This is a genomic window from Ignavibacteria bacterium (assembly GCA_015709655.1).
Lineage (GTDB): Bacteria > Bacteroidota > Ignavibacteria > Kapaibacteriales > Kapaibacteriaceae > OLB6.
Window position 1 is genome coordinate 1,370,147 of the sequence record CP054181.1, and the last position, 22,830, is coordinate 1,392,976.

At 48.8% G+C, this 22,830-nt stretch carries 16 protein-coding genes; 7 read left to right on the top strand and 9 right to left on the bottom strand.

What is annotated here, in order from left to right; genetic code table 11:
• Positions 1 to 8 precede the first annotated feature (8 nt).
• Complete coding sequence (locus HRU79_05470) at positions 9 to 467, bottom strand: universal stress protein (GenBank protein ID QOJ26124.1); 459 nt, start codon at positions 465 to 467, stop codon at positions 9 to 11.
• A gap of 69 nt (positions 468 to 536) precedes the next feature.
• Here HRU79_05470 and HRU79_05475 point away from each other — a divergent pair, with 69 nt between their 5' ends.
• The 3 genes from HRU79_05475 to HRU79_05485 are packed head-to-tail and all read left to right on the top strand — an operon-like array spanning position 537 to position 5,893.
• Entirely contained in the window at positions 537 to 4,340 is a 3,804-nt protein-coding gene (locus tag HRU79_05475; GenBank protein QOJ26125.1) for a hypothetical protein, read from the top strand.
• Positions 4,341 to 4,363: 23 nt separating this feature from the next.
• Complete coding sequence (locus HRU79_05480; protein ID QOJ26126.1) at positions 4,364 to 5,110, top strand: thiamine diphosphokinase; 747 nt, start codon at positions 4,364 to 4,366, stop codon at positions 5,108 to 5,110.
• Positions 5,111 to 5,161: 51 nt separating this feature from the next.
• On the top strand, positions 5,162 to 5,893 hold the full coding sequence (locus HRU79_05485) for an esterase (protein ID QOJ26127.1): 732 nt from the start codon (positions 5,162 to 5,164) through the stop codon (positions 5,891 to 5,893).
• Positions 5,894 to 5,898: 5 nt separating this feature from the next.
• Here the strand turns inward: HRU79_05485 and HRU79_05490 are convergent, their stop codons facing one another.
• From HRU79_05490 to HRU79_05510, 5 genes are all read right to left on the bottom strand, one after another.
• The gene (locus HRU79_05490; protein ID QOJ26128.1) at positions 5,899 to 6,282 is read right to left on the bottom strand and encodes a hypothetical protein; all 384 of its coding nucleotides are present in this window, start codon (positions 6,280 to 6,282) and stop codon (positions 5,899 to 5,901) included.
• 73 nt (positions 6,283 to 6,355) lie between these two features.
• Positions 6,356 to 7,330, bottom strand: a complete 975-nt coding sequence (locus HRU79_05495) for a formimidoylglutamase (GenBank protein QOJ26129.1) — start codon at positions 7,328 to 7,330, stop codon at positions 6,356 to 6,358.
• Entirely contained in the window at positions 7,330 to 11,103 is a 3,774-nt protein-coding gene (locus HRU79_05500) for a hypothetical protein (protein QOJ26130.1), read from the bottom strand. Before HRU79_05500 ends, HRU79_05495 begins: the two co-directional genes overlap by 1 nt.
• Before the next feature lie 39 nt (positions 11,104 to 11,142).
• Positions 11,143 to 11,907 (bottom strand): SDR family oxidoreductase, encoded by a 765-nt coding sequence (locus HRU79_05505; protein QOJ26131.1) that lies wholly within the window; start codon positions 11,905 to 11,907, stop codon positions 11,143 to 11,145.
• A gap of 6 nt (positions 11,908 to 11,913) precedes the next feature.
• Positions 11,914 to 13,107: a pyridoxal phosphate-dependent aminotransferase family protein gene (locus tag HRU79_05510; protein QOJ26132.1), complete on the bottom strand. Its 1,194-nt coding sequence runs from the start codon at positions 13,105 to 13,107 to the stop codon at positions 11,914 to 11,916.
• 266 nt (positions 13,108 to 13,373) lie between these two features.
• On the opposite strand from HRU79_05510, the gene HRU79_05515 reads away from it, so the two are divergent.
• Entirely contained in the window at positions 13,374 to 14,003 is a 630-nt protein-coding gene (locus HRU79_05515; GenBank protein QOJ26133.1) for a carbonic anhydrase, read from the top strand.
• 11 nt (positions 14,004 to 14,014) lie between these two features.
• On the opposite strand, the gene HRU79_05520 is transcribed toward HRU79_05515, so the two are convergent.
• Positions 14,015 to 17,233 carry a hypothetical protein gene (locus tag HRU79_05520; protein QOJ26134.1) on the bottom strand — a complete coding sequence of 1,073 codons (3,219 nt, stop codon included), beginning with the start codon at positions 17,231 to 17,233 and terminating at the stop codon, positions 14,015 to 14,017.
• A gap of 213 nt (positions 17,234 to 17,446) precedes the next feature.
• Here HRU79_05520 and HRU79_05525 point away from each other — a divergent pair, with 213 nt between their 5' ends.
• Together HRU79_05525 and HRU79_05530 are read left to right on the top strand one after the other, a co-directional pair.
• The gene (locus HRU79_05525) at positions 17,447 to 17,950 is read left to right on the top strand and encodes a glycosyltransferase (protein ID QOJ26135.1); all 504 of its coding nucleotides are present in this window, start codon (positions 17,447 to 17,449) and stop codon (positions 17,948 to 17,950) included.
• Positions 17,951 to 18,036: 86 nt separating this feature from the next.
• A complete protein-coding gene (locus tag HRU79_05530) occupies positions 18,037 to 18,618 on the top strand; it encodes a glycosyltransferase family 4 protein (GenBank protein ID QOJ26136.1) in 582 nt (193 codons plus the stop codon).
• Here HRU79_05530 and HRU79_05535 read toward each other — a convergent pair.
• Together HRU79_05535 and HRU79_05540 are read right to left on the bottom strand one after the other, a co-directional pair.
• Positions 18,566 to 19,216 carry a response regulator transcription factor gene (locus HRU79_05535; GenBank protein ID QOJ26137.1) on the bottom strand — a complete coding sequence of 217 codons (651 nt, stop codon included), beginning with the start codon at positions 19,214 to 19,216 and terminating at the stop codon, positions 18,566 to 18,568. The genes HRU79_05530 and HRU79_05535 overlap by 53 nt on opposite strands.
• Complete coding sequence (locus tag HRU79_05540; GenBank protein ID QOJ26138.1) at positions 19,213 to 22,236, bottom strand: ATP-binding protein; 3,024 nt, start codon at positions 22,234 to 22,236, stop codon at positions 19,213 to 19,215. Before HRU79_05540 ends, HRU79_05535 begins: the two co-directional genes overlap by 4 nt.
• Before the next feature lie 272 nt (positions 22,237 to 22,508).
• Between HRU79_05540 and HRU79_05545 the strand changes: the two genes are divergently transcribed.
• The gene (locus HRU79_05545) at positions 22,509 to 22,775 is read left to right on the top strand and encodes a hypothetical protein (GenBank protein ID QOJ26139.1); all 267 of its coding nucleotides are present in this window, start codon (positions 22,509 to 22,511) and stop codon (positions 22,773 to 22,775) included.
• The last annotated feature ends 55 nt before the right edge of the window (positions 22,776 to 22,830 follow it).

Here is a 22,830-nt window from a genome sequence, read left to right on the forward strand (position 1 = left end):
CGCTGTAACTACGACTCTTTTGTTGGGTTGAGACGTACCGAGAGAACCGGACACGGAGCTTTGCGAAGCACTCGCTCCGTGGTGCTTCCAAAAAGAAAGTGTTCAAAACCGCTGCGTCCATGCGTACCTATCGAGATGATCGAACAGTTATTCTCCCTGGCATAACCGCAAATCTCGTCGCTGGCCCTTCCCCGCTGAACCTTGGTAACAACCTTAAAATTTTCTGCCTCAAGAGCTGCAGCCTGTTTCCCAAGCTCCGTTTCGGCGTTGTTCTGAAGTTCCAACTCAATGTCGGCAAAGCCCACTTGAGCGTAACTCCAGTCAGCCGGATACACCACGGGTTCTACCACGTGCAATAAATGCAGCGTTGCTCCAGTTCCCCGGGCAATCTCCTTTGCCATGGATAACGCTTTAATGCTGTTTTCCGAAAAATCAATCGGTACTAATATTGAGTTAACCGTGAACATGGCATTTTCCTAGGTATGTTTGCGATGTATGCAATGTAGCAAAAGACACGACTACAAAGGACATTATTCATGACAATTATTTGTCAGCTCTTTCTTTTTTTGTTACCCGTCTTCCTGTTTTTTTCTGCCTCTCCAGCTCATGCTCTTGCCTCTGATACTGATTTGGGGTGGGATGCCCTAATTGAAAATGCCGACCAAACTGCCGTCACACACTTCCGTAATGCCCTGCAGGAAAACCCCGATGACGAGCGTGCCATTCTGGGGTTAAGCTTTGCGTATGGGCTCCGTTTAGACGATGCTGCTTCGTGGAATGCTTACCGCTCTTTTCTTGACAAGACAGCCGACCCCAATCCGTACATCTATGCCGCACAAAATACCAGATGGTTCTCCGTTGGAGCAAACCGAAAGGGGCTTGGGCTTCGGGCTGTATTGCGTAACACCGTCAGCCACCCTGACCCCAATGGGATTTTACGCGTGATCTGTTTACAGTATCTGGGACAGTTGGCCGAACGCGATAACCAGCTTCGGGAAGCAGATTCATACTACTCCGAAATTGGCGCTCTTACTAAGTGGCGTATCATTGGTCCGTTTCACAATATTTCGGGATCAGGGTTCGATAAGGTTTTCGAGCCTGAACTTGTAGATAACCCTGACGCTGAATATAAGGGAAGCGACCTTCGTACCGTTCGCTGGTTTACACCACACAATATCAGGCGCGATTGCTGGACCGACATTGCGCGTCACTTCTCTACAGTTCAGGGTGTGTTCTATGCACGCACCTATGTTCACTCGCCTACCACTCAGTCCGTTCAGATGCGTATCGGTACATCGGGTGCATTCCGGCTATTCCTGAACCAGCAGATGATTCTTGATACGATAGAAGAACGAAATAACGATGTTGATACATACATCGCAGAAGTAACGCTGCAGGCCGGTTGGAATCAGATAACTGTTAAGCTATGCAACAGCAAACTGGACAGATGCAATTTTCTGTTACGAATAACAGATAAGAGCGGAACTGCTATTTCGGATCTCGAATATTCTACGGCACCACAGCAGTTTCCTACGTCCACGACTCTGGTAAAGCCCCTTGATCATCCATTTCTTGCCTTCTTCCGTAGTCAGATAGCAAAATTTCCTAATCGTCCGGAAAATTACCTCCTGCTTGCTAACGCATTGCTGCGTAACGACGAAGTGGATGAGGCTGAAGAAATTATTTCTAAATTACTTAGCAAATATCCCAACTTTATTTGTGCACTCATGCTGGCCCTTGAAACAAATCAGCGGGCTAACCGGTACGACGAGTCAATCACCACTATTGAGCATATTACCAATACTCGTCCTGACCTGCCAATTTCACTTGTTTACTCGTTTAACAGGGCTGTTTCAACCAAACAACTGGATACCGCCGACGCGATTCTGAACAACATCGGGAAAACATTGCCGGAATCAAACGATTACTACGAAGCGGCAATTGAACTTGCACGGTTGCGAAACGATGTTGCTCTTGTATCCACACTACAGGCAAAAGCGTTCGAGACCAACCCCCAGATTCTTGACTTTGCCTCGGCAGCAGCAATGCTCGCACTAAGAACAGGTGGAGGATATGCTAAAGCAATTGACATTATCAAAGCACACTTGTCGTATAACTGGAATGAAGGCGGATTGCTGATGAAAGCGGCATTGTGCGAAGATGCCATGCAGTATGCTGACTGGGAGAACACATACAACGAACTGTTTGAATTGTCGCCACTGGCTCCCGGTTTTCACAGCAGGATGGCTGACTCGTACGCCGCAAGAAGAAAATGGGATGCCGCCTTGAAGTCAATTACACTGGCTTTGGAAGATGCTCCCGGCGTCTCATGGATGTGGCAGCAGTCAGGCATTTACAGGAAGGCCCTTTCTGACAGCAGTGGGGCAGGGTCTGACTTTAAACAGGCAATTGCAACCGATCCGGCAAACTTCAGTGCGCGCGAACTCCTGCGCGAGCTTACCAATACTCCTTCGCCCTTCAGCGTGATGCAAACCAACAATATCGACAGCCTTATCCGCACATCGCCGTCGGCAACTGATTACCCGGATAAGCAGTCCGTAACTCTTCTGCTCGATAAACAGCGCGTAGTATACGATGGCAGCAGATGCAAGGTTCGGTTCGAGATGCTGGTTCGTGTTTTAAATAATTCCGGGATCGATTCATATAAGGAAGTTACGTTACCCGGAGGCGATAATACGATAGTAGAAAAGGCAGTAGTGATTAAGGCAAACGGACGTGAAATTCCGGCTGACAGAAACGGCAATTATGCGGTGTTTAAAAACCTTGAACCAAATGACTTTATCTACGTGCGTATCAACTGGTCCGAATCAACTCAGGGTGAACTTGCCGGTTACTTTTTCGACGAGTTTGGAATGAACGATTATGTCCCGTCTAAAATTGTCCGGTATAGCTTACTCACCCAAAAATCCGAACGGTATTCCTGGAATTTTGTAAATGGCGAGGTGCAGCAGTATTCAAAGGATACGCCTCTTGGAAACCTGCAGGTATGGGAGTTACGAGACCAGCCGGCAATTACCGAAGAGGAAGATATGCCGTCGTACGGTGCGATTGGTAAAATCCTTTATATTTCATCGGTCCCCCGCTGGCAGGAGATCGTGCAGTGGTATTACAATATTGCCCGAACCAAAACCAGATCATCACTTGATGTACGCACAAAAATGAATGAGCTGTTCCCACCAGGTAAGCAATACACCAAACAGGAGATTATCGAGGGCGTATATCACTTTATCACTACCAACATTCGTTACTCAAATGTTCCGTTCCGCCAAAGCGGTGTTGTACCGCAGACCGCCCGCGATGTGCTGGTTACTCGGATCGGAGACTGTAAGGATGTGGCAACGCTGTGCATTTCAATGCTGGCTGAGCGGGGCGTAACAGCCTATCACGCCCTTGTAAGAACAAACAGTTCGCCCCTCAGGAAACAGCCACTACCGTCAATTCCATTCGATCACGATATTGTGTATACCGAACTTGACGGCAAGCCGTTGTTTATGGATTTGACCGCCGAAAATGTTCCGTTGTACAGTTTACCATTCGGCGATCTGGAAGCACTGTGCCTGGTTATACGGCCGGGCGAGTCAACTCCGTCCCTACTGCAAAAGCAGTTCTTTACCCCGAATGTGATGAGGCTCAATACAAACCTGTCTATCCATGATGATCTTGGTGCCGAGGTTACACAGCAGTACTGGCACAGCGGAGCACGAACAGAGTTTTACCGCTCTGCATGGAAAACGCTAGGCCCCACCGAAGTTGAGCGCTCAATCAGAGAAGGGCTGTCGAACGACTGGCCCGATGTTCAGCTGGAAGACTATTCGATTAATCACCTGGATACCATACTGCCGGAAATTGATTATACACTGCATTTTTCGATTCCGGACTTCGTGATGGAAGCTGAGGGGTTGCGTATTATTAAACTTCCATGGTATTCGCCGTTTGAACCATTGGCGGCGCTCGGATATAGCACCCGAACACACCCTTACGAGTTTTCCAAGTACGTTGATACTCTGGTGGAAACCATAACGATTAACATTCCCGACGGCTACGAGGCAATCGGTTTAACAGAGTCGGAACACTTTGTGGGACCGGTGTCATACGTACAGCGCACCGCCCGTCAGTCATCCGCTACACTCACACTGTCACGCACGGCCGTGTTTCAGCGCAATTATGTGATGCCCGAGGAGTATGCCAACTTTAAAACATACTACGGGAATGTAGCACGGTCAGACCGACAAGCACTGTTACTCGTGCCCAAGGGCACGGTGATCCAGCGAGTTACTCCGGGCAAGGTAAAAGTTCCCAAAGGAGGGCGTAAACACTAAGTGTTTGTTGTATTGGTTGGTAGATGATCGGTATCCCAACCGGTGCTGCACCTTGTTTACCAATCATCCATATTAACGTTGTTGATGTAATTTGGAAAATCGTGAGACTGCATTTCGATCGTACGTTGTTTGACGCTGTGCTCTGCCTGAACGGTGCTATAGATACTGATGTAATTGAGCAATACTTTAGTAATGTACCGATTATTGCTGCCGACGGTGCTGCCAACACACTTTACTCACGTGGGATAATCCCCGACATGGTAGTTGGCGATCTGGATTCGGTTCTCGATGACACCCTTGAGGCAGTTCGACCCTATTCGCAAATCGTTCAAATTGTGGATCAGGACATCACGGATTTCGAAAAATCCTTACGGGTTTCCCAGTCACAGTTATGGAATCGGGTACTGGTTACCGGACTGCACGGTGGCGATCTGGAACATACGCTGAACAACTGGTCGGTGTTTTACCGCTACGCCCAGACTCAGCCCCTTACCATCCTAGACGGAAACCGGTATGTGATTTCAGTGGTTGACAGCTTGTTGGTTGCTCTGCAGCCCGGCGAGATTGTCTCGCTTATTCCGCAGCCTTCGGCACGCATCAGTACCAGTGGACTACAGTGGAATCTTGATGACGAGAGCCTTGAAATGGGAATACGTGAGGGTGCAAGAAACAGAATCACCGAGACTGAAGCCCGGATACAAATTCATCAGGGCTCGCTACTTTTTGTGTTTAATGCCCGCCTGCCATTTGCACCTGTATTGTCCGATTAGCTAAGTTCGAGCTGTTAGTTTTTGTTTTATCGGTTTTACCTGCGAGTTTATATGCGTCGTGACATCACAACCTGGTGGAGTCCTAACCTCCAAAAAAATATGGAAATCGTTGCCTATGGCAACTATGGACCGGCTCTGCTGATGTTCCCGAGTGCAGCTGCTGACTACCTTGAATACGAGCGGTTTCACCTGATCGAGGCTATTGAACCGATAATAAACTCCGGTAAGTTCAAGGTGTATTCAATTAACAGCATTAATTCCGAGAGCTGGCTGAATAACACCATGCATCCTACCGATAAGGCAATCCGGCACCAGCAGTACAACAACTATGTTATCGAAGAAGTTGTGCCGTTTATTATCCGCGACTGCGATGGTCTGGTTCCAATCTATACTACCGGCGTCTCACTGGGTGCCCTGCATGCAGTTAACTCGTTTTTACGCAGGCCTGATGTGTTTGAAGGCACAATCGGCATGAGTGGTATCTATGACTTAAAGGCATATACCAAGGGGTATTTTGACGAGAACTGTTACTTTAACTCGCCACTTGACTACATGCAGAACATGGAAGACCCATACTGGCTGAACCTGATGCGTTCAAAGCGTCACCTGTACCTTGTAAGCGGAAGAGGCTCCTACGAAGACCCTGCGGCATCAGTGGTCATGGGGGATACGCTTACAGCCAAGGGTGTCCCACACGAAGTTGACTTGTGGGGATATGAGTGGGGGCACGACTGGCCAACCTGGAGAGCAATGCTCCCTCACTACTTGTGGTCGCGGTTTTAATTTGACTACACTGCCTGAGCCGTTTGGTAATCTTCCACAGTACACGCCTTGTGCGTAGTTCGGATCGCAGCCAGCACCAGCTTATGTGTTTCTTCGGCAGTTTCCGACAATGGGTGTACTGTGTCAGGATCCAGGGCACCAAGGTCATCAAGGATTTGCATCCACAGCTTTACCAACCGGATTCGGTGCAGCGTGCCAAACAGGAAACGTCGAAACTCCGTCCTGTCAGCGGCACCCAGCGCCATCTCTAACGCTGCGCCAGCCTCCAATGCATCGGCAAACATTCGTCTGAGTAAAACCATCTCACGCTCAGCAGTGGGATAGGCTGACGGTATTGATGCCATCCGAATTAACATTTCATAGGTTTTTTCCTGCAACGGCGTTGGCATGGAAGTTCTCCCAAAGAGTGTACTTCAGTAGTGCACCCACAACGCAGAATGTGACAGGTGGAAGGGGGCTTTGCTACTGTGCCAAACCAATAACTACCTGCATTATCATGGTCGCAGCTAACTTGGCAGTTCTGTTGTCAACGTCGAAGGGCGGACATGTCTCCACAACATCGAAAGATTTTAGGTAGCCGGATTGTGCTGTACTGCGTACCAGAAATGCTACCTGCTCCGGATAAAGTCCGTCAGCCGACGGAGCACTTACTCCGGGTGAGAAGGCTGATGCAAATACATCCATGTCAAGAGAGAGATGGATTCGCTCCGCTACACCTGCCTTGCCAATTGCCAGCCGCGCAGTAGTACGTTCACGGGCCTCACCCAGCATGAATACACTTGCTTTATGCTGACGCAGATATTGTAAATGCGAGGCTGCCACGGCGGTTTCCTGAAGTCCGTACTCAACCATTGCACCGGGTGGAATCAGTGACCCGTGATACTCCAGTACCTGTCTGAAAGGCGACCCGCTGTGAGCTCTTGACTGATCAATTAACGGCCTGACGTCGGCATGTGCGTCGATATTGATGATGCCAAATGGTTTTCCCATGGTACCGTGTGCCATTAGCGATGGCCAGGCGGTATCATGTCCGCCTCCAAGAACGATAGGGACAATGTTCTCCTGAAGAAGAAACCGAACAACGTCGTGCACTTCATCATGGATCTGTTCAAGCGTTTTCCCTTCACAGTCAATATTACCACAATCAGCTAGTTTAATATGCTTTCGCTCAAATGCATGCTGAACAGTGGAGGTTGCCATTTTGTACAGTGAGCGGCGAATTGCAGACGGACCGGCTGCAGCACCGGGGCGTCCACCATTTCGCTCAACGCCGATATGCTGTGGTACACCGATTATAGCGCACCGAACAGGAGCCGGTTCTTTCAGTTCCGTTAACGGCGTAACCAGATTGCCAAGGCGGGGGTCCTCGGCATTCGTCGAAACAAATATCTCGCCGGCGTCAGGAGGTGTGCACAATCGCTCAATTGTCTTGTACATTACTGCACCAGGCTAATCCATGTGTGCCGCCGAATACCGTTCTGCTCGCATGTAATACTAAACAGTCCGGTACTTATTCCAGGAGGCAGGTTAAAGTAAATTGTTTCAGCTTCCGTTACAAGCTGACTACCACGGTAAATCTGATTTCCCATAATGTCGGATATGCTCATGGTTGCCTGTCCCTGACGTATGCCGGTAGATGTTAGCGTTAGCCTGCTGCCTGCACCTGCAGGGTTGGGGAACACGTACATTGGCACACTGAGGTTATTTAAACCATGGTCATCTACAGAGGTTGCCGCGGTATTACCAATCAGCCTGACAATTTTAATCGGCATCCGTTCATCATTACTGTACACCCGAGCGGATCCTGTTGAGGTTCCGGCATCAGGTCTGTTAAAACGAACTACAACACGTAAAGAATCAGTTGCGTTTAACACAACCGGAAGGTTGGCGCTGGTGCTTACAATGCTGTAGTAGTCTCTTGTGTCCCTGATGTTAATTGAATCAATCCGTAAAGGAGCAGAAGTGGCAGGCGTAATCACTAATTCGCGATCAATAAGCTGCGGGCTTGGAGCGTTAAAGTACAGCGTGTCCACATTGGTAGCAATTGTTGGTTTAGCTGCAACAATAAACTGAATCCAGACCCGGTTGCCGAAGTCAGCTTTAAAGTTCCTGATTGTCTGCCCCTGGCTCTTAAACTGCAGGCTTCCTGTTCCAAGCTGATCACGCAGGAACCAAAAGTCTAACCCATAACCAAGTTTATTGATTAGCTGATATTCATAGCAACCGTCTTCAAGCTGAAATGTATCGGTATATGTTTTTTCACTCTCAAGGTTACTGCCTTTTCGTATTACATCACCTCCAATTTTCCGCAACTCCCATTCAAATTGCTCATTTGCATACTTATTGGTCCGAAGTGCGATTTCCAGGTCGCTGTACAGAACATCAGGCAGAACATACGGCACCGTTTTATGGTTGTTGTTCCCGTATTCATCAGCTTCAGCAGTACGTAACTCTACGGTAAACATGTGCTCACCTTCTGTGGTAGGCCAGGTTGGCTGCGGCAGCGTAACGGTATCAGTCTGCATAAACGCCAGATTACCGGTCCACGAATAGGTACCAATCTTGTTGCCATCTGAACTCATGGTGATTTCAAGTGTCTCAAGGGGCTTTGACCCGCGATTTCGGATTACAATCACCGGGTTACCGCAGATGGGATTCATCCGGCTGTAAAACTCCCAGGTGTTTGGCGAGATTATATCTACAATTTCGGCGTCAATGGTACTCGAAGCGGGTCCGTATCCAATCAGCTGTGCCGAAACCTCCCACCGGCCCCAGTTTTCGGCTGTGGTGTCGGGCTTGATACCGTAGTCAACTACAATGTCCTTCTTCCCTGCTGCGAACGGCGACAAGTCAAATTCGTATAGGTCAACCGGTGCGCCCGGACACCAACCGGTACGGTCAATCAGCCACGTGCCTCCTTGCGGATATACCGGGTTGTCACCACACTCTTTCCAGAGCTGCCAGGTAAAGCGTTCCTGGTTGTCAACAGAGATAAAGTGGTCTCGCGGACAGAACTCGGCGCAGTTGGTGGGGTTCGAGAATTCGTGTCCGCTTGCTACTGCTTTGATTTTATATGTTGTGGCATCCGGATGCAGTGTCACAGACCGCGGTGCAAGCGATTCATTTGTCAGCACCTTTGTGAACTGTGCATTCCTGTCGTACCAGAGCTGGTCAATCTGAACAACATCACGTGCCGGAAGCCCCTTAATCATCACAAATGTCATGTCTAACAACTCTTGTTGGTTTCCGGCCGACAAGGTTACGTTATCGTGAAGCAACGGTGCGAAGTCGGTGACATCATAAATCCATTTAAAACCATTGGGACCAAGGTCTAATCCTATTCCATACGGCGTGATGTAGCGTCCTAGTTCAAAATCAACTACCGGATCGTAGTACGTTTTAACATCTTTCACCAGTGTTTGTTGAGGTGTTACCATCAACGAATCCACAACAAAGCCATCCTCATCAATGATGTACTGCAGTCCTGCAGCAAAAACAGAAAGTGTATCGGTTGGCGAAGCTGGATAATCAGGATCTTCCGGTCTGTAGATCCTGGGTTGGACAGGATTCTGGAACAATATCACCTGTGATACGCGCGGTGCAAGGTCAACGTTGAAATCTTCGCGCTTCGGAGTGACAGACACTTGACCGGAGCTAAAACCAACACGGGGACGGGCGGCCGAGAGTCTGGTAAGGTAGCCAATATCGTTGCTCGTTAACTGTTCAACAACGGGCATTCCAAACATCGTGGCATGATTTCCCTGATCGGATCCGTCCTTCAGGCGGCCGTCCGGCAATTGTGATTCGCAGTCGTAATACGCAATCAGATTCTGAAACTTCGGGTGCTGGGCGTCAAGCCGGCGCGTCATCCAGGCTTTAACGGTTTGCTGGTCAAGCGCTGTGTTCCAGATTTGAATTTCATCAAGCATGCCGGGATACGATCCCGATGCTCCTGACCCGACAAGGATGGATGTAATTCCGTTTAGTTTCTGCGACTTTCCGTTTCCTTCAAACGCAAGCTCACCATCCAGATATACCTTCATTGTCCCCGCACGTGCATCTTTTACAAAGGCCCAGTGACGCCACTTTCCTGTTAGCTCGGGTTTGGGTATTGCCTTCGAGATTCGGTCAGGATCGGCTCCGCCGGTACGGCCTGCATCCCAGTACACGGTACCGTCGGACCATGGCAGGTGGATGTTCACTACGCGTTGTTTCTGTGCGTTATAGGCTTCGAACACGTTGTGGTTTCGCGGCAGATCCTGGGCACTTCCAAATGCCCAGAAGCTTACGGTAATGGCATCAGAGAGCAGGGCCCCGGCTGCCGATGGTATTTCAACCTGGTCACCGGATATAAATCGTAGCGCCTTCCTCGAGTCGTCATCAGTGTACCCCTGTACCTGTGTAGCACCTGCAGCTAATTTTACAGGAAGGGGCGAGCTTAAGCACGATAGCTCGATGATAATGTTCGACGTACCATCCCACGTGAAACCGGTATGAAATGGGATGCTTAAAGGATTTTTGCCAAAGGTTACGTCTCTTCGAACCACAGTTGTAAACCCATCCGAGCGGAGTGGTTGGGGCACGGCTGTCTGAGTAGTCTGCGTTATCTTCACAGTAAATAATCGTACTATTCCAACACTGTCAAGAGGAGTTAGCTCAATTGCGTTCAGTTGTCCGGCTGCAATTCCTGCTTGCGATAACTCGGTAGCTGTGAACATGTATTGTGCCTTTCCGCCATTAGGTTTCAGTACAGCGGTATTGGACTGATCGGCACTTCCTATCGATGAATAGGTAAACTGAGGAGTACTCCCCGAAATGGTGGTAGAAGTAAAACGCTGCTTACGGGGGACCGGCACAGTGGTATAGCCAAATTCATCCGGTGTAGAATTACGCACCTTATAGTTAACCTGCTGACGTGCTGTAGAATCATACATCCCGCTGCTGTCGGTTAGTACAATGTACGTTAAGTAATCCCATTCGCCGCACGGATACTTGTCCTGTGTGGTTTGCGGATCGCACTTCAGCGTGTACTCAAGAAGTATTTTTTCGTACTCTTGCGGCGAAGGGAACAGCCATGTACCTGATCGTTTTGTGATATCGGCAAAGGTGATGGTTTTCACCCGTATGGTATCGGAAGCAGCCTGTCCGGTTATCGTGGTGATAATAAATAGTGCAAATACAAGGAGAAGGGGGCTTTTGTTTATTCTCATTGTTATTTCCCCATGAGTTTATAAGTACGTTCGCACAAATTAGTGTTTTGCTACTCCACCGTCAACATTAATTGTCTGACCGGTAATAATACCCGAAGCCGGTAGTGCAAGGAATGCAACCACATTGGCAATATCTTCCGGCTCATCGGCACGGTGTACGCTCTGGCTTGGGATAATGTGTTGCAGCATGGTAACGCCTACCGTTCCTTTGTCGGCATTCTGTGTTGCCGTTAAACCCACGCTAACGGTGTTAATGGTTATTCCGTATTTGCCAACTTCGGAGGCAAGTGATCGTGTCAGGCCAATGATGCCCATCTTGGCGGTAACGTAATGGGTAAGGTATGGAGTTCCCAGCCAGACGGTATCGCTGGAAAACGTGATAATCCGTCCATAACCTTGCTGCTTCATTGCAGGGAGGACGGCTTTAATGATGTGGAAGGCCGAATGCAGTGTGATCTGCAGAGTTTTATCCCACTCTTCGAACGACAGCAGATCAAAAGGCTCTTCGTGATAATAACCAACGTTATGAACAAGAATATCGATTTGGTTAAAGGCGCTTAAAGCAAACTCTGCTACAGCACGGGCATCTGCTGCCTTCGTGAGGTCCGCTCGTACATACAGAACCTGAGCCCCTTCCTCCGATAGTTCTTTGGCAAATGCAGATGCATCCTCGATATCGGCAATCACAACCTTGGCACCTTCCTGTACCAGACGCTCACAAAAGGCTCGGCCATTGCCTTCGGCGGCACCGGTGACAATTGCTACTCTGTCCTGGAGCCCCCTTTCGAACTTAGTAATCTTCATGACAGATTACGGAATCATACCCAGGTTCCTGCCAACTTCACCAAACACTTCAAGAATCTTATCCAGGTGGTGGTCTTCGTGGGTGGCCATGTAGCTGGTACGAAGCATCGACAGGTTGGGTGGTACTCCCGGAGGAATAAAGGCATTCACGAACACACCTCTGTCGTACAGCTGACGCCAGAAGAAGAGGGTTTTCTCTACATCGCCCAGTACCACGGGTACAATTCCGGTTCGACTGTCTATTACCGTATAGCCCATGGCTTTAAAGCCGTCGCGCATTTTATCGGCGTTTGAAAGAAGTTTTTCAATCCGCCACGGTTCAGCTTCAAGAATCTCAAGAGCTGCAAGCGTCGAGGCCACCGAAGCCGGTGTTGGCGATGCACTAAAAATCAGTGCCGGTGAATGATGCTTAAGGTAATTGGTTACGCGCTCAGGTCCTGCCACAAAACCACCAAGCGACGCAAACGTTTTCGAGAACGTTCCCATCGTCATGTGCGTACGTGAGGTAAGCCCGTAGTGGCTTGCCGTGCCACGTCCGCCCACACCAACAACACCCGTGGCGTGAGCATCGTCAACAAGTATCCGGGCGCCGTATTTCTCAGCAACGTCAACCATTTCAGGAAGGTTTACCAGTTCGCCGCTGACGCTGAAAACCCCGTCGGTGACAATGAGTATCCCTGCATCGGACGGGATCTTGGCAAGCACTCTGTCCAGGTCAGCCATATCGTTATGCTGGTACCGTGCAAACTGCGCAAAGCCCCCTTTTGCGAGGAGTGCTGCACTTATAATGCAGGCATGGTTTTCTTTGTCGCTGACAACATAGTCACCTTTTTGAACAAGTGCCGATACCGTGCCGAGTGCTGTCTGATACCCGGTGGAAAACAGCAATACGTCTTCGTAGCCAAGATAGGCGGCCAGACGTTTTTCGAGTTCCACGTGCAGGTTAATCGTTCCGGTCAGATACCGTGAGCCGGAACAGCCCGTCCCGTAACGGTCAATGGCATCCTTGGCTGCTTTTTTTACCCGGGGGTCGGCAGTCAGACCAAGGTAGTTGTTAGAGCCTGCCATAATAACGTCACGTCCTTCTAACCTGACCACAGGTCCCTCGTTTTCTTCTACGGGACGGAAATACGGATATAGGCCGGCTTTTTTAACATCGTCGGCACGGGTAAAATCAAAGCATTTTTGAAATAAGTCCACGCTTGTCCTCCTGATTACATCGGTCGTTACGGCACATTGGTACAGTAGCTGAGTACCGCAAATATCGCAAATGAAACGGTGGTGAGCATTAGATTCTTTAGTGTCAGGGGGCTATGGGGCAGCGCAAAACCGCTTTCTCAAGTAGTTTTGTACCAGCATCAGCCCGGTTATAGTGGCTGCATGGTCGGTAACACGTTTGGTGGCTGCCGTGAACAGACAGATTACGGTAGCGACTGACGGCACCATATTTAGCCCAACAGGAACAAATGCAAGATGTAGAACGACTACTTGAGAACAATAAAAACTGGCGTGCCGAAAAGCTGGCAGCAGATCCGGAGTTCTTTAAAGCCCTGGCTCATAATCAGGAGCCGAATTTCCTGTGGATTGGATGCTCCGATAGCCGCGTTCCGGCTGAATACATAACAGGTGCAGAGCCCGGTGAGCTGTTTGTGCACAGGAATGTGGCAAACTTAGTCATTAGCACCGACTATAATCTTCTGGCAGTTTTACAATATGCCGTGAATGTGCTGAAGGTGAAGCACATTATTGTATGCGGACACTACAACTGCGGTGGCATACGGGCAGCAATGCAAAAAACCGATCTTGGTGAGATAAACAACTGGCTACAGCCCATAAAAAATATCTACAGGCTGTATGAGAAAGAGCTGGAATCCTTTCCTACCGAGCAGGAACGCATCCGCCGACTGGTAGAGCTTAACGTTGTGGAACAAACACGTCACCTGTCATACTATTCGCTGATTCAGCGGGCATGGCACGAAGAAAACCGCCCAATCCTGCACGGATGGGTGTATGACATAGGGAAGGGGCTTATAAATCCAATTTGTCGGCTAAAGCCGGGTTATACCGATATCGATATAAACACTTACAACTTCTAGCCGACGTGTACCTACCGTATCAGTACCACTGCTGAGATTCCATGTCCATCTGGCAGCTTTAGCATCACTCCGTAAACACCCGGTGCAACGTTCTCTATGCTCAAACCGTCTGACCCGCACGCCCCTTGTGCTACAATGGCACCACGAACATCCACAACAGAAGCATAGGCATCCGGATGGTCCGTAAATAACCGTCGGCTACGTATGGTTATTCGTTTGGTTGACGTTTGATGGTGTTCAAGAACCGAGGTTCCGGAATACTGCCAGGTAATACGTCCAATCAGGTATATGCGGTACGGAGCAGAGCACGAGTCAACAAAAACATCCAGTATGCCATCGTACACAATAACGGTGTCCTTGTCTGAATCATACGAACGGTCATACTCAACCCTCACGGGTATTGTTGTATTGTTCTCGAGCAGTACTCCGGCAACAAGGTCAGTTGTAAATGGACCCTGGATGTTGACTCTGGTAATTGTCGCGGTGGGAACGTCAGCATTCTGAATATCAACATTAAAGGTAATTCCTAACGAGTCCCAGAAATCCCCAGAATGTATGCCAACGATTGTAACCGTATCCGGGCGTATCAGTTGTACTTCCCTGCCAACTAAGGTAACCGGCACCTGTATCGTTGACGTACAGTTTTCACTCTCGTACGTAACACTCAGCGTGTCTGATAACGTGCCGGCAGGAAGCGGGGCAACATAGCGCATTCTTACATCAGCCTGCCCGTTGGCAGCAATCAACACGGGAGCACCGATAACAGTGGTAACCGTACCCGACAGGCGTGATTCGGCTTTCAGGATTTTTGTGTTGCGTCCACCCGGATTTTCGAACCGGACGGTTATCCACGACTCGGTATTGCCTTCACAGGCAACACCATCGATACCGGGGTCAGCGTTAATATCCTGTACCGCTGATAAACTACCGCGCTGGCCGGTGACCGGTAATTTTACTGTGTTTAAGCATGAGTTCTCGGTGATAACAAGGGTGTCCGAAATCGTAGCCGATAGCGGAAGTGTAAGCTGAAGTGGAAGCAGATGGCTTGAGCCCCCTTCAATCGTCACAGGAAAATCTTTGGATGTCACTTGAATGGTCTTTGCCGTTATTCGCTCGAGAGTAACCGATCTGGTACCAGAGTTTACGATTGTAATCCAGGTGTCGGAGATGGTCTGGCATGACCCTAATGCACCCAATTCAAGCTTTCCGGGCTGGACCGAGAAGTGTATATCCTTGACCAGGATTCTGGCGGACGCTGTATCCTCGCACCCCTTGGAGTCGGTAACCTTTACCCAGTATGTTGCCGTGGCGTCAGGAGAAACAATCACACTGTCAGAAGTAACCGCCGGCATAACTCCGTCTTTATCCCTCCACTCAAACGTGAACGGTGGTGTTCCTGATGTAATCCGTGGCTTTAGCACCGTCAGGTCTGCTGCACACAGCGAATCGGAAGGACCAGTTAGTGTTACTACCGGTCTGTTGTTTACCTCCACGACGGTACTGGCTACATCAGTACAGTTTTTAGCATCAAATACCTGAACAGAAACGTTTACGGTTTCGTTTGGTGTAAATGTATAGGTGTTGTTGTTTGTTTCTGTTTCAACACCGTTAATGACCCACAAATATGTTTTGGGATTGGTTCCGCCCGTGACGGTAGCTGTAACTGTTACGGCTGATCCTTTACAGACGGGGTATTTTTCAGGAAGCGACAAACTAACTGCGGGGTTAACGGTTACTTTAACCGTATCGTAAGCAAAGTTTGAATCGGCATCCATCACCGTTAGTATGAACGATGTGGTTGTAGTAACCGATGCAGTGGTGCTTAAACTTGCCGGGTTGGTTACCAGGTCAGCCGGACTCCATGAAACCGTATAGGGTTCCCTACCTCCGCCGGCGGAACCGTCCAGCGTTACTGTCGTTTCACCGCAAACTGCTGCGTCATTACCAGCCGACGCTACTAAATCATCAGCAACGGGCATGCAGGCAATATTGGCAAGATATTCGGTCATCAGCTCGATACACCGATCATGAAAGTATAGAGTTTTACCTTTGTTGGTAAGATGACAATAACTCATAATCGTACCTTGTACGGGTGTAGTTCCGGTAAAACATCCGCCTTCCGATTTATAACATGAGTCGATTGCCGGCTGCCAGGAACAGCTATGGGTATGTGGAGAGCCGATATTATGACCAATTTCGTGTGCAACAACATCGGTATCCCATACGTATCCTGCCGCCGGATACGTGGCCTTGCTGGTTACTCCGCTTACTGAATATCCGTAGTTTGTATCGCACAGACTTTCAAGGTAAGCAATGCCTCCCAAGTCGTTTATTCCGCTGAGCAGATGAGCAATTGTACGAGGACGGTTTGTGTTGTTTGTTACCCAGTACTGTCTGAATTGTCCAAGCAGCTTATCTGCCGAGGTCGAGGTGTACGGATCCGTTGTTTCCCATAGTGTCCAGTTAGCAATTTTCAGTACTGCGCCTAAATCACGCTTATAAATTGTATTAACAGCCGCAATCACTGCTTCTGCATATTCCGTAGCATCGTCGGCATCGTTATTATGATCCGTGTAGTAATCCGTATCTCCTTCCAGTTCAACCGAAATCGACACCAGTGCCTGTGTGCTGTTTTCGATTTTACGGGATTTATGCGGACGCTGTATGACTGCTGGATCGCTGGTCCCGCACATCCATCCCGGACGTTCCGAGGCAGTGCTTTCGTTAAAAACGCATATAGCGGGACCGCTTGAAACCTCGTTATCATGACTGGATAAAAATCCTGTGTAATACGTCCCGGAAACAGACCGTATCCACCCGTACACTGCGTTGGGATATACTGCAAGGATGGCTTCGGAGCCTTGCTCACCCAAAACCGCACCACGGAGCAGCACGCTTGACGGACGTGAAAGGGGCTGGGGTCCACCCGCTGTTTTCAGGGTAAGGCTTGCATTCGCGGCAAACACTTCGAATCGTTCCATGGTAAGGGTTACTGAGTGATGCCTGGTGAGAGGGAACTCCATCAGTACCTGTGATCCCTGCACGGTAGTATGCCGCAACTCCTGCAGCCGGACTGCATTGACCGTGAAAACTGCACCATCTGGAGCAGGCGAAATATCCGTTACGTACCTGTCTGCTGAACGCACAAACAAGTCTGTAATAATCGGTGACCCCAATGCAGGGCATACCATGATTGTGAAAAAGGCTAGGACAGCGGTAGTAAATTTCATTTGGGGTACACGGTAAGAGTATGGTTCGGTTAATTTTAACATAGTCATGTGTGACCGGGGTAGGTTACAAACCGGTGCCGGTCAAACAGTTACTGCGAAAATCGAGAATAATACGCTAATGTAGAGATGTTTTGTAATCAGTAGCTTATTTTCACCTGCATAACCCGCAATTTGACGGTTGAGTTACACCCTGTTGGTAGTTTCATCCACAGAATGACAGTCCTCCCCAAGCATCGTATTCTTCACCTTTCCACCCAGCCAACGTGGCGCGGCGGCGAGCAGCAACTGTACTACCTAATCCATGAGTTAAGGCTCAGGGGGTTCTATCAGCACACCGTCTGCAGAGAGGGCGGGGCTTTACTGACGCGACTCAAGCAGGAAACCCTGTGTCCGGTAACGCCCATTGGAAGTGGCATCCTGAATCCGCTTACTGTTGCCTGCGTACATAGAGCTATTCAGCACTGTAATCCAACAGTTGTACATGCTCATGACGCTAAGGCACACTCGCTAGCCCTGCTGACGTCTGTGATATTCCGTCACAAAGTACCGATAGTCGTAAGCAGGTGCGTAAACTTTGCAATTGGTCAGTCAGCATTATCCAGGTACAAATACCGGCATAGGCTAATTCGCGGATACAGTTGCGTTTCGGATACAGTTGCGTTTCGGATGCAGTACGCAACACTATCCAACCATACCTTGGCAATGAGGTTCATCTGAAGGTTGTTTACTGCGGTATTCCACAGCCGGCACATGCGGCTAAACGTTCCGGATTACTACGGACTCAACTTGGTCTAAGTGAAAACATGAGATTAATCGGTACGGCTTCGGCACTTGACGAGGCTAAAGATCTGACGACGTTTCTGAATGCAGCACAGCATATCTGTTCCCGACAACCAAATGTACATTTTGTTATTATGGGTGAGGGTCCGTTACGGAACAGCTTGGAGCACTTTGCAACATCGCTTGGATTAGGGAACAAGGTGTCATTCGTAGGCTTTATTCACAATGTACCCGAGCTAATGCCTGATCTTGATGTTTTTATGTTTACCTCCAGGTCCGAGGGCCTTGGCACCGTTGTATTGGAATCAATGGCAGCAGGTGTGCCTGTAGTAAGTACATGCGTTGGCGGGATACCGGAGTTCATCCACCATGGGCATACGGGCCTGCTTTCAGAGCCGGGTGATGCCGAGAGTATTGCCGGTAATGTGGAAACCATACTTACCAACAGAGAGGTACGCACACGCCTAATAGACATGGCACTGCGTAGAGTAGCTGATTTTTCTGTTACGGCGTTAGCCGATAACACTATCAGGTTGTACGGTCTTTGTGATACTACTTCTTTGAAGAGGACTTCTGACCAGGCCGGAACAGCTCAGAGTGATTAATCTCTGAAACTGAGTGCACCTGTAGTTTTCGGTAAATATTCCTCACGTGAGTTCGTACGGTTTCAACGCTGATAAAAAGGGACGAAGCGATGTCCTGGTAACTGCGTCCGGTAGCCAGAATATGTAACACCTCCTGCTCACGCTCTGAAAGCTGGCTTATTTTCATTGACGGTTTTGCCGCAACATGAAACGCATTGATAACTTTCCTTGCTATCGGACTACTCATGGGTGAGCCCCCTCCATGAATTTCCCTTACCGCTTGTGCAAGATCTCCTTTCAGATAAACCTTTCCCAGGTAGCCTACGGCCCCTGCAATTATCGCAGAATAAATCCTGTCGTAATCTTCGTATGCACTTACAACAAGGAACGAGGTTTGAGGCAGTGCTGCTTTTAGTTCTACGATGAGAGCAGCTCCGGTACTATCGGGAAGCACTAAATCCACGATAACAATTTCGGGTACCAAGGGCGGGAAAAGCTCTCTAGCCTGCTGAGCTGTCCCCGCAGTTGCCACTATCCGCAAATCGGATTCAGCAGAGAGTTCTTTAATGAACCCATCAAGCTCAGCTTGATGATCTTCTACAATTGCAATTGTTATCATGGCTGTTTTAAGGATATGTGTAAACTAACAGTGGTTCCCCTACCTTTTACCGATTCCTGGTTCAATATAAAGCCGGATCGCTCTGCGCGGTAGGCCATGCTGTTTAAACCAACACCTCGCTTAACAGCATGAGTATCGAATCCGATACCATTATCCGACAAGCTAATAGTCACGTCGTGGGGCTCTACCGTTATTCTCATCAACATGTTGGTTGCCCGAGAATGTTTTATTGCATTGGTAACGGCTTCGGTAACAATCAGTGCAAGGTCACGAAGTTGCTGAGGGGTTTGCGGGACTTGCGGGATGCTGGTTACACTATCTAACTGAAATGATATTCCGGCTTCCTGCAAGGAGGTCCGAGTTCTTTCAATAAGTCGGGCTGCAACGGCATCCAGGGTATATACTTCTGAAACGGACCAGATAATATCACGTAGTGTTCGGTTTGCTTCACGGGTAACCACAGAGATATCCGACATTACTGTTTCCGTAGGATCCGCATGAGTAAGCATGTTTATCCGAACAAGATCTGCTCCAAGTGCGTCATGAAGGTCTCTGCCAATTTGAATCCGTTCTTCCAGGATTGCCAGCTTCATCATATTCTTTTTATTCTGGCGGCGAACCATAATATATTTTACCGATGCAAACACCAGAGACAGCAGCAGAAGTATCAGTACACCCCGAAACCACAGTGTTTCTGTGATAAATGCATCAGCTTCGATCGTTGCCAAAAATGGAACTGTATTATCGCCACTCCGCATCCGGAGCGTATGTTTTCCCGGTGGTATGTTGTTTAACTGTACAACGTCACCAGTAGTATAGGAAAGTACCGAATCGTCCCATGAGCGTGTTATGGTAATGGGAATTTGCAACGACCCGAATGAAGATTCTTTACCGAGTATAATAGAGCAGGTCCGGCTATGAGCAGGGAGCGAAATCGAAAAGCCATCAGCAGATATGCTGTAGCCGTTACTCCCGGGAGTTGAATAAGCGCATATCAAACTCCCTGGGGATGGCTGTGAGGGTTTGATGCGTCCGACTGTTATTCCCAGGGAATCAGTCATAACAATTGCGGAGTTCCGTGTCAAGGCGGCGGTAGATACCATCTGTTCCCGTATGCCGGCTGTGTTGGGAATTGTCTTGACTGTAACCGAGGTATCAACACGGTTGTACAAAGCCAGCCACCGTCCGCCGAACAGAGTCCGCAGTGTATCACCCAGTAATAGCGACGTTAAGTACTGATTCTGAACAGTTAGGGGGGGGACTGAATTTGTACGTTCGTGAACAACAACCTCCGCTGCATTCATCCTGTCTTCAATTAACAGTCTGTGTACAGGGAGTTCACTGTGTGCTGTTACATCTGTACTCCATACAGGCACGGTTACAGTACCATTCTGCCACATGATTGTGCCCTTTTCATCAATCTGGAAGACACAGGATGCACCAAATGAAAAGTCAACCTGTAACCTTCGCCGGTCCAGGCGATGAATCTGCCGAATCGGTGTCCCTTCGATGATTGAATTATGTAGGTAAACAGAATCAATATTACCCGTAAAGATATTTAGTCTCCAAAGCCCCCTATCCGTCCCTACCAGCAGAACAGAATCTGACTCACTTATCCCACAGTTTACGATGCCTTGCCACGACTGTCTGGCATTCATACGAATTGGGAATATTGAAAGGGGCTCTGATTCCAGTGATCCTACTCCATATTTATTATTATAAAAATAGACTATTTTTTCATTTTGGAGTTCCGTTAATCCGGTAACGGGCTGACGCAGCAAATGCCGCCTGCTCCATTCAACAGGATTATTCCGTGGAAGCTGTCCTGAAATTCGAGGTGGCAGGCGTAGATCATCGATGGCAACTTTATCAGCTGATCCATCATATCGCTGTAACACCAGGGTATCCGATGCAATGGTGATATCTGCTATTGCATACAGTCTTGAAGTGTTCGGCATCTGAACTGCACACAACTGTGGTCCAACGCGCAGAAATAACCCCTGCAGTGTAGCAACCCACTGCCATCCGTACCGGTCAACAACCGATCCGGTTATCAGCCAGCTTGCACTTGCAGGGAGCCGGTCCGCCCGCTGCGATTCAACGTCATTTAGAAAAAAAGTATCTACGTTCTGGATATTCTTGCGTACCGTGTCTCTTATGGGTACCAGGTTTTTAATCTCATGCGAATCCAATTGCAGCAGTCTGCGTAACCGTTTGCTCAACGGCTCCCATGCCGAACCAATTCGCTTCATATTCACGGAGTCGCGAAGTAGCCTTTCATACAGGGTCAGGCGGACCCCTACCTGAATTTGATCAAAGCTGAGCCGGTGTTGTTCTGCGTATGTAATGCCCCGGTTAAGCTCCGCTATTGCTATGTCACGGTCACCAAGTCCGGCATGACAACGTGCAGCCAAAAACCTGTACCATACCACAGCATTTTCATCCCAATTCTTCTCCAAGGCGTGCATGCTATCAACGCTGCGAACATATACGAGAGCCGAATCATACTGACGTAATTCAGTGAACAGTGTGGCCAGATTCCCGTACACGTCACGTTTCATCACATGCGGATTTGTAAGCAGTGATGCACGGTACCACACAAGTGCCATGGAGTAGTCACCCGCTTTCTTTAGTGCATGAGCTACAAATAACGTTTGCCTATGTGGCGATGCAAATCCCGGGAGCATCGGGTCGTGTGCATACACCATGCCTGCATCAATACACTGGGCATAGGCCTCGGCATCAAACAGTACCCTGGTGACTAAAAAGTAATAGCGCTGCCTGACATCTTTCGGCAACGATAATGGCCAATGTTCCTGTACCGTCTTTAAAACCTGAAGAGCTTGTACCAGTTCGCCCGTGTAGTATAGTTGATTGGCACTGTCCAATTGTTCATTCACGTGAGTATGATCCCATACCTCACCAGTATCGTCAGTCTCTGCCGTACATGAAAGCATGAACACTACACATGCTGCTACGATGGTATATCGAATTACCCGGATTATGCCAAAAGAAAGCATGTGTAAATGGTTCACCTTCCTCACATCTAATTAATAAATATTTGTGTTATATTGGTTCAATGTATTTCAAGCTACGAACAAGCCCTAAATTCCGGCATCTATTGTTTGTTAGGTAGTAAGGATGGTTGTCATACTTCTATTATCACATTGTCGGACAGTAAAATACGTACGAAACTTGAAACATATAGGGTAGTGAAATAACAGGGGAACTACCGGAGTGGTGTGAAATAATCGGACCAGTCTTAAGTTGAGACAGGTGTCTCAAAGGAGGATTGATAAGGAAGAGTCGGTACACAGACGAACAGATCGTTGGCATTGTGCGGGAATCGCATGCGCACGGCCTCGACGCAACGTCGAAGAAGTACAACGTGTCGTTGAACACCATCTGCATTGGGCACCGGAAGTACGGCAGTATGGTGCCGAGCCAGGTGTCTGAACTCAAGCGAATGACGCAGGAGAGTGCTCTGCTGAAGAAATTGCTGACTGGGCGTGATCTCGAGATTGAAGTGATGAAGGAGAACGCATCAACAAAATGGTAGGCGTACGTGAGTGAGTCCAAGCAGCTACGTACACCAACAATCGCGGTGTTGAACA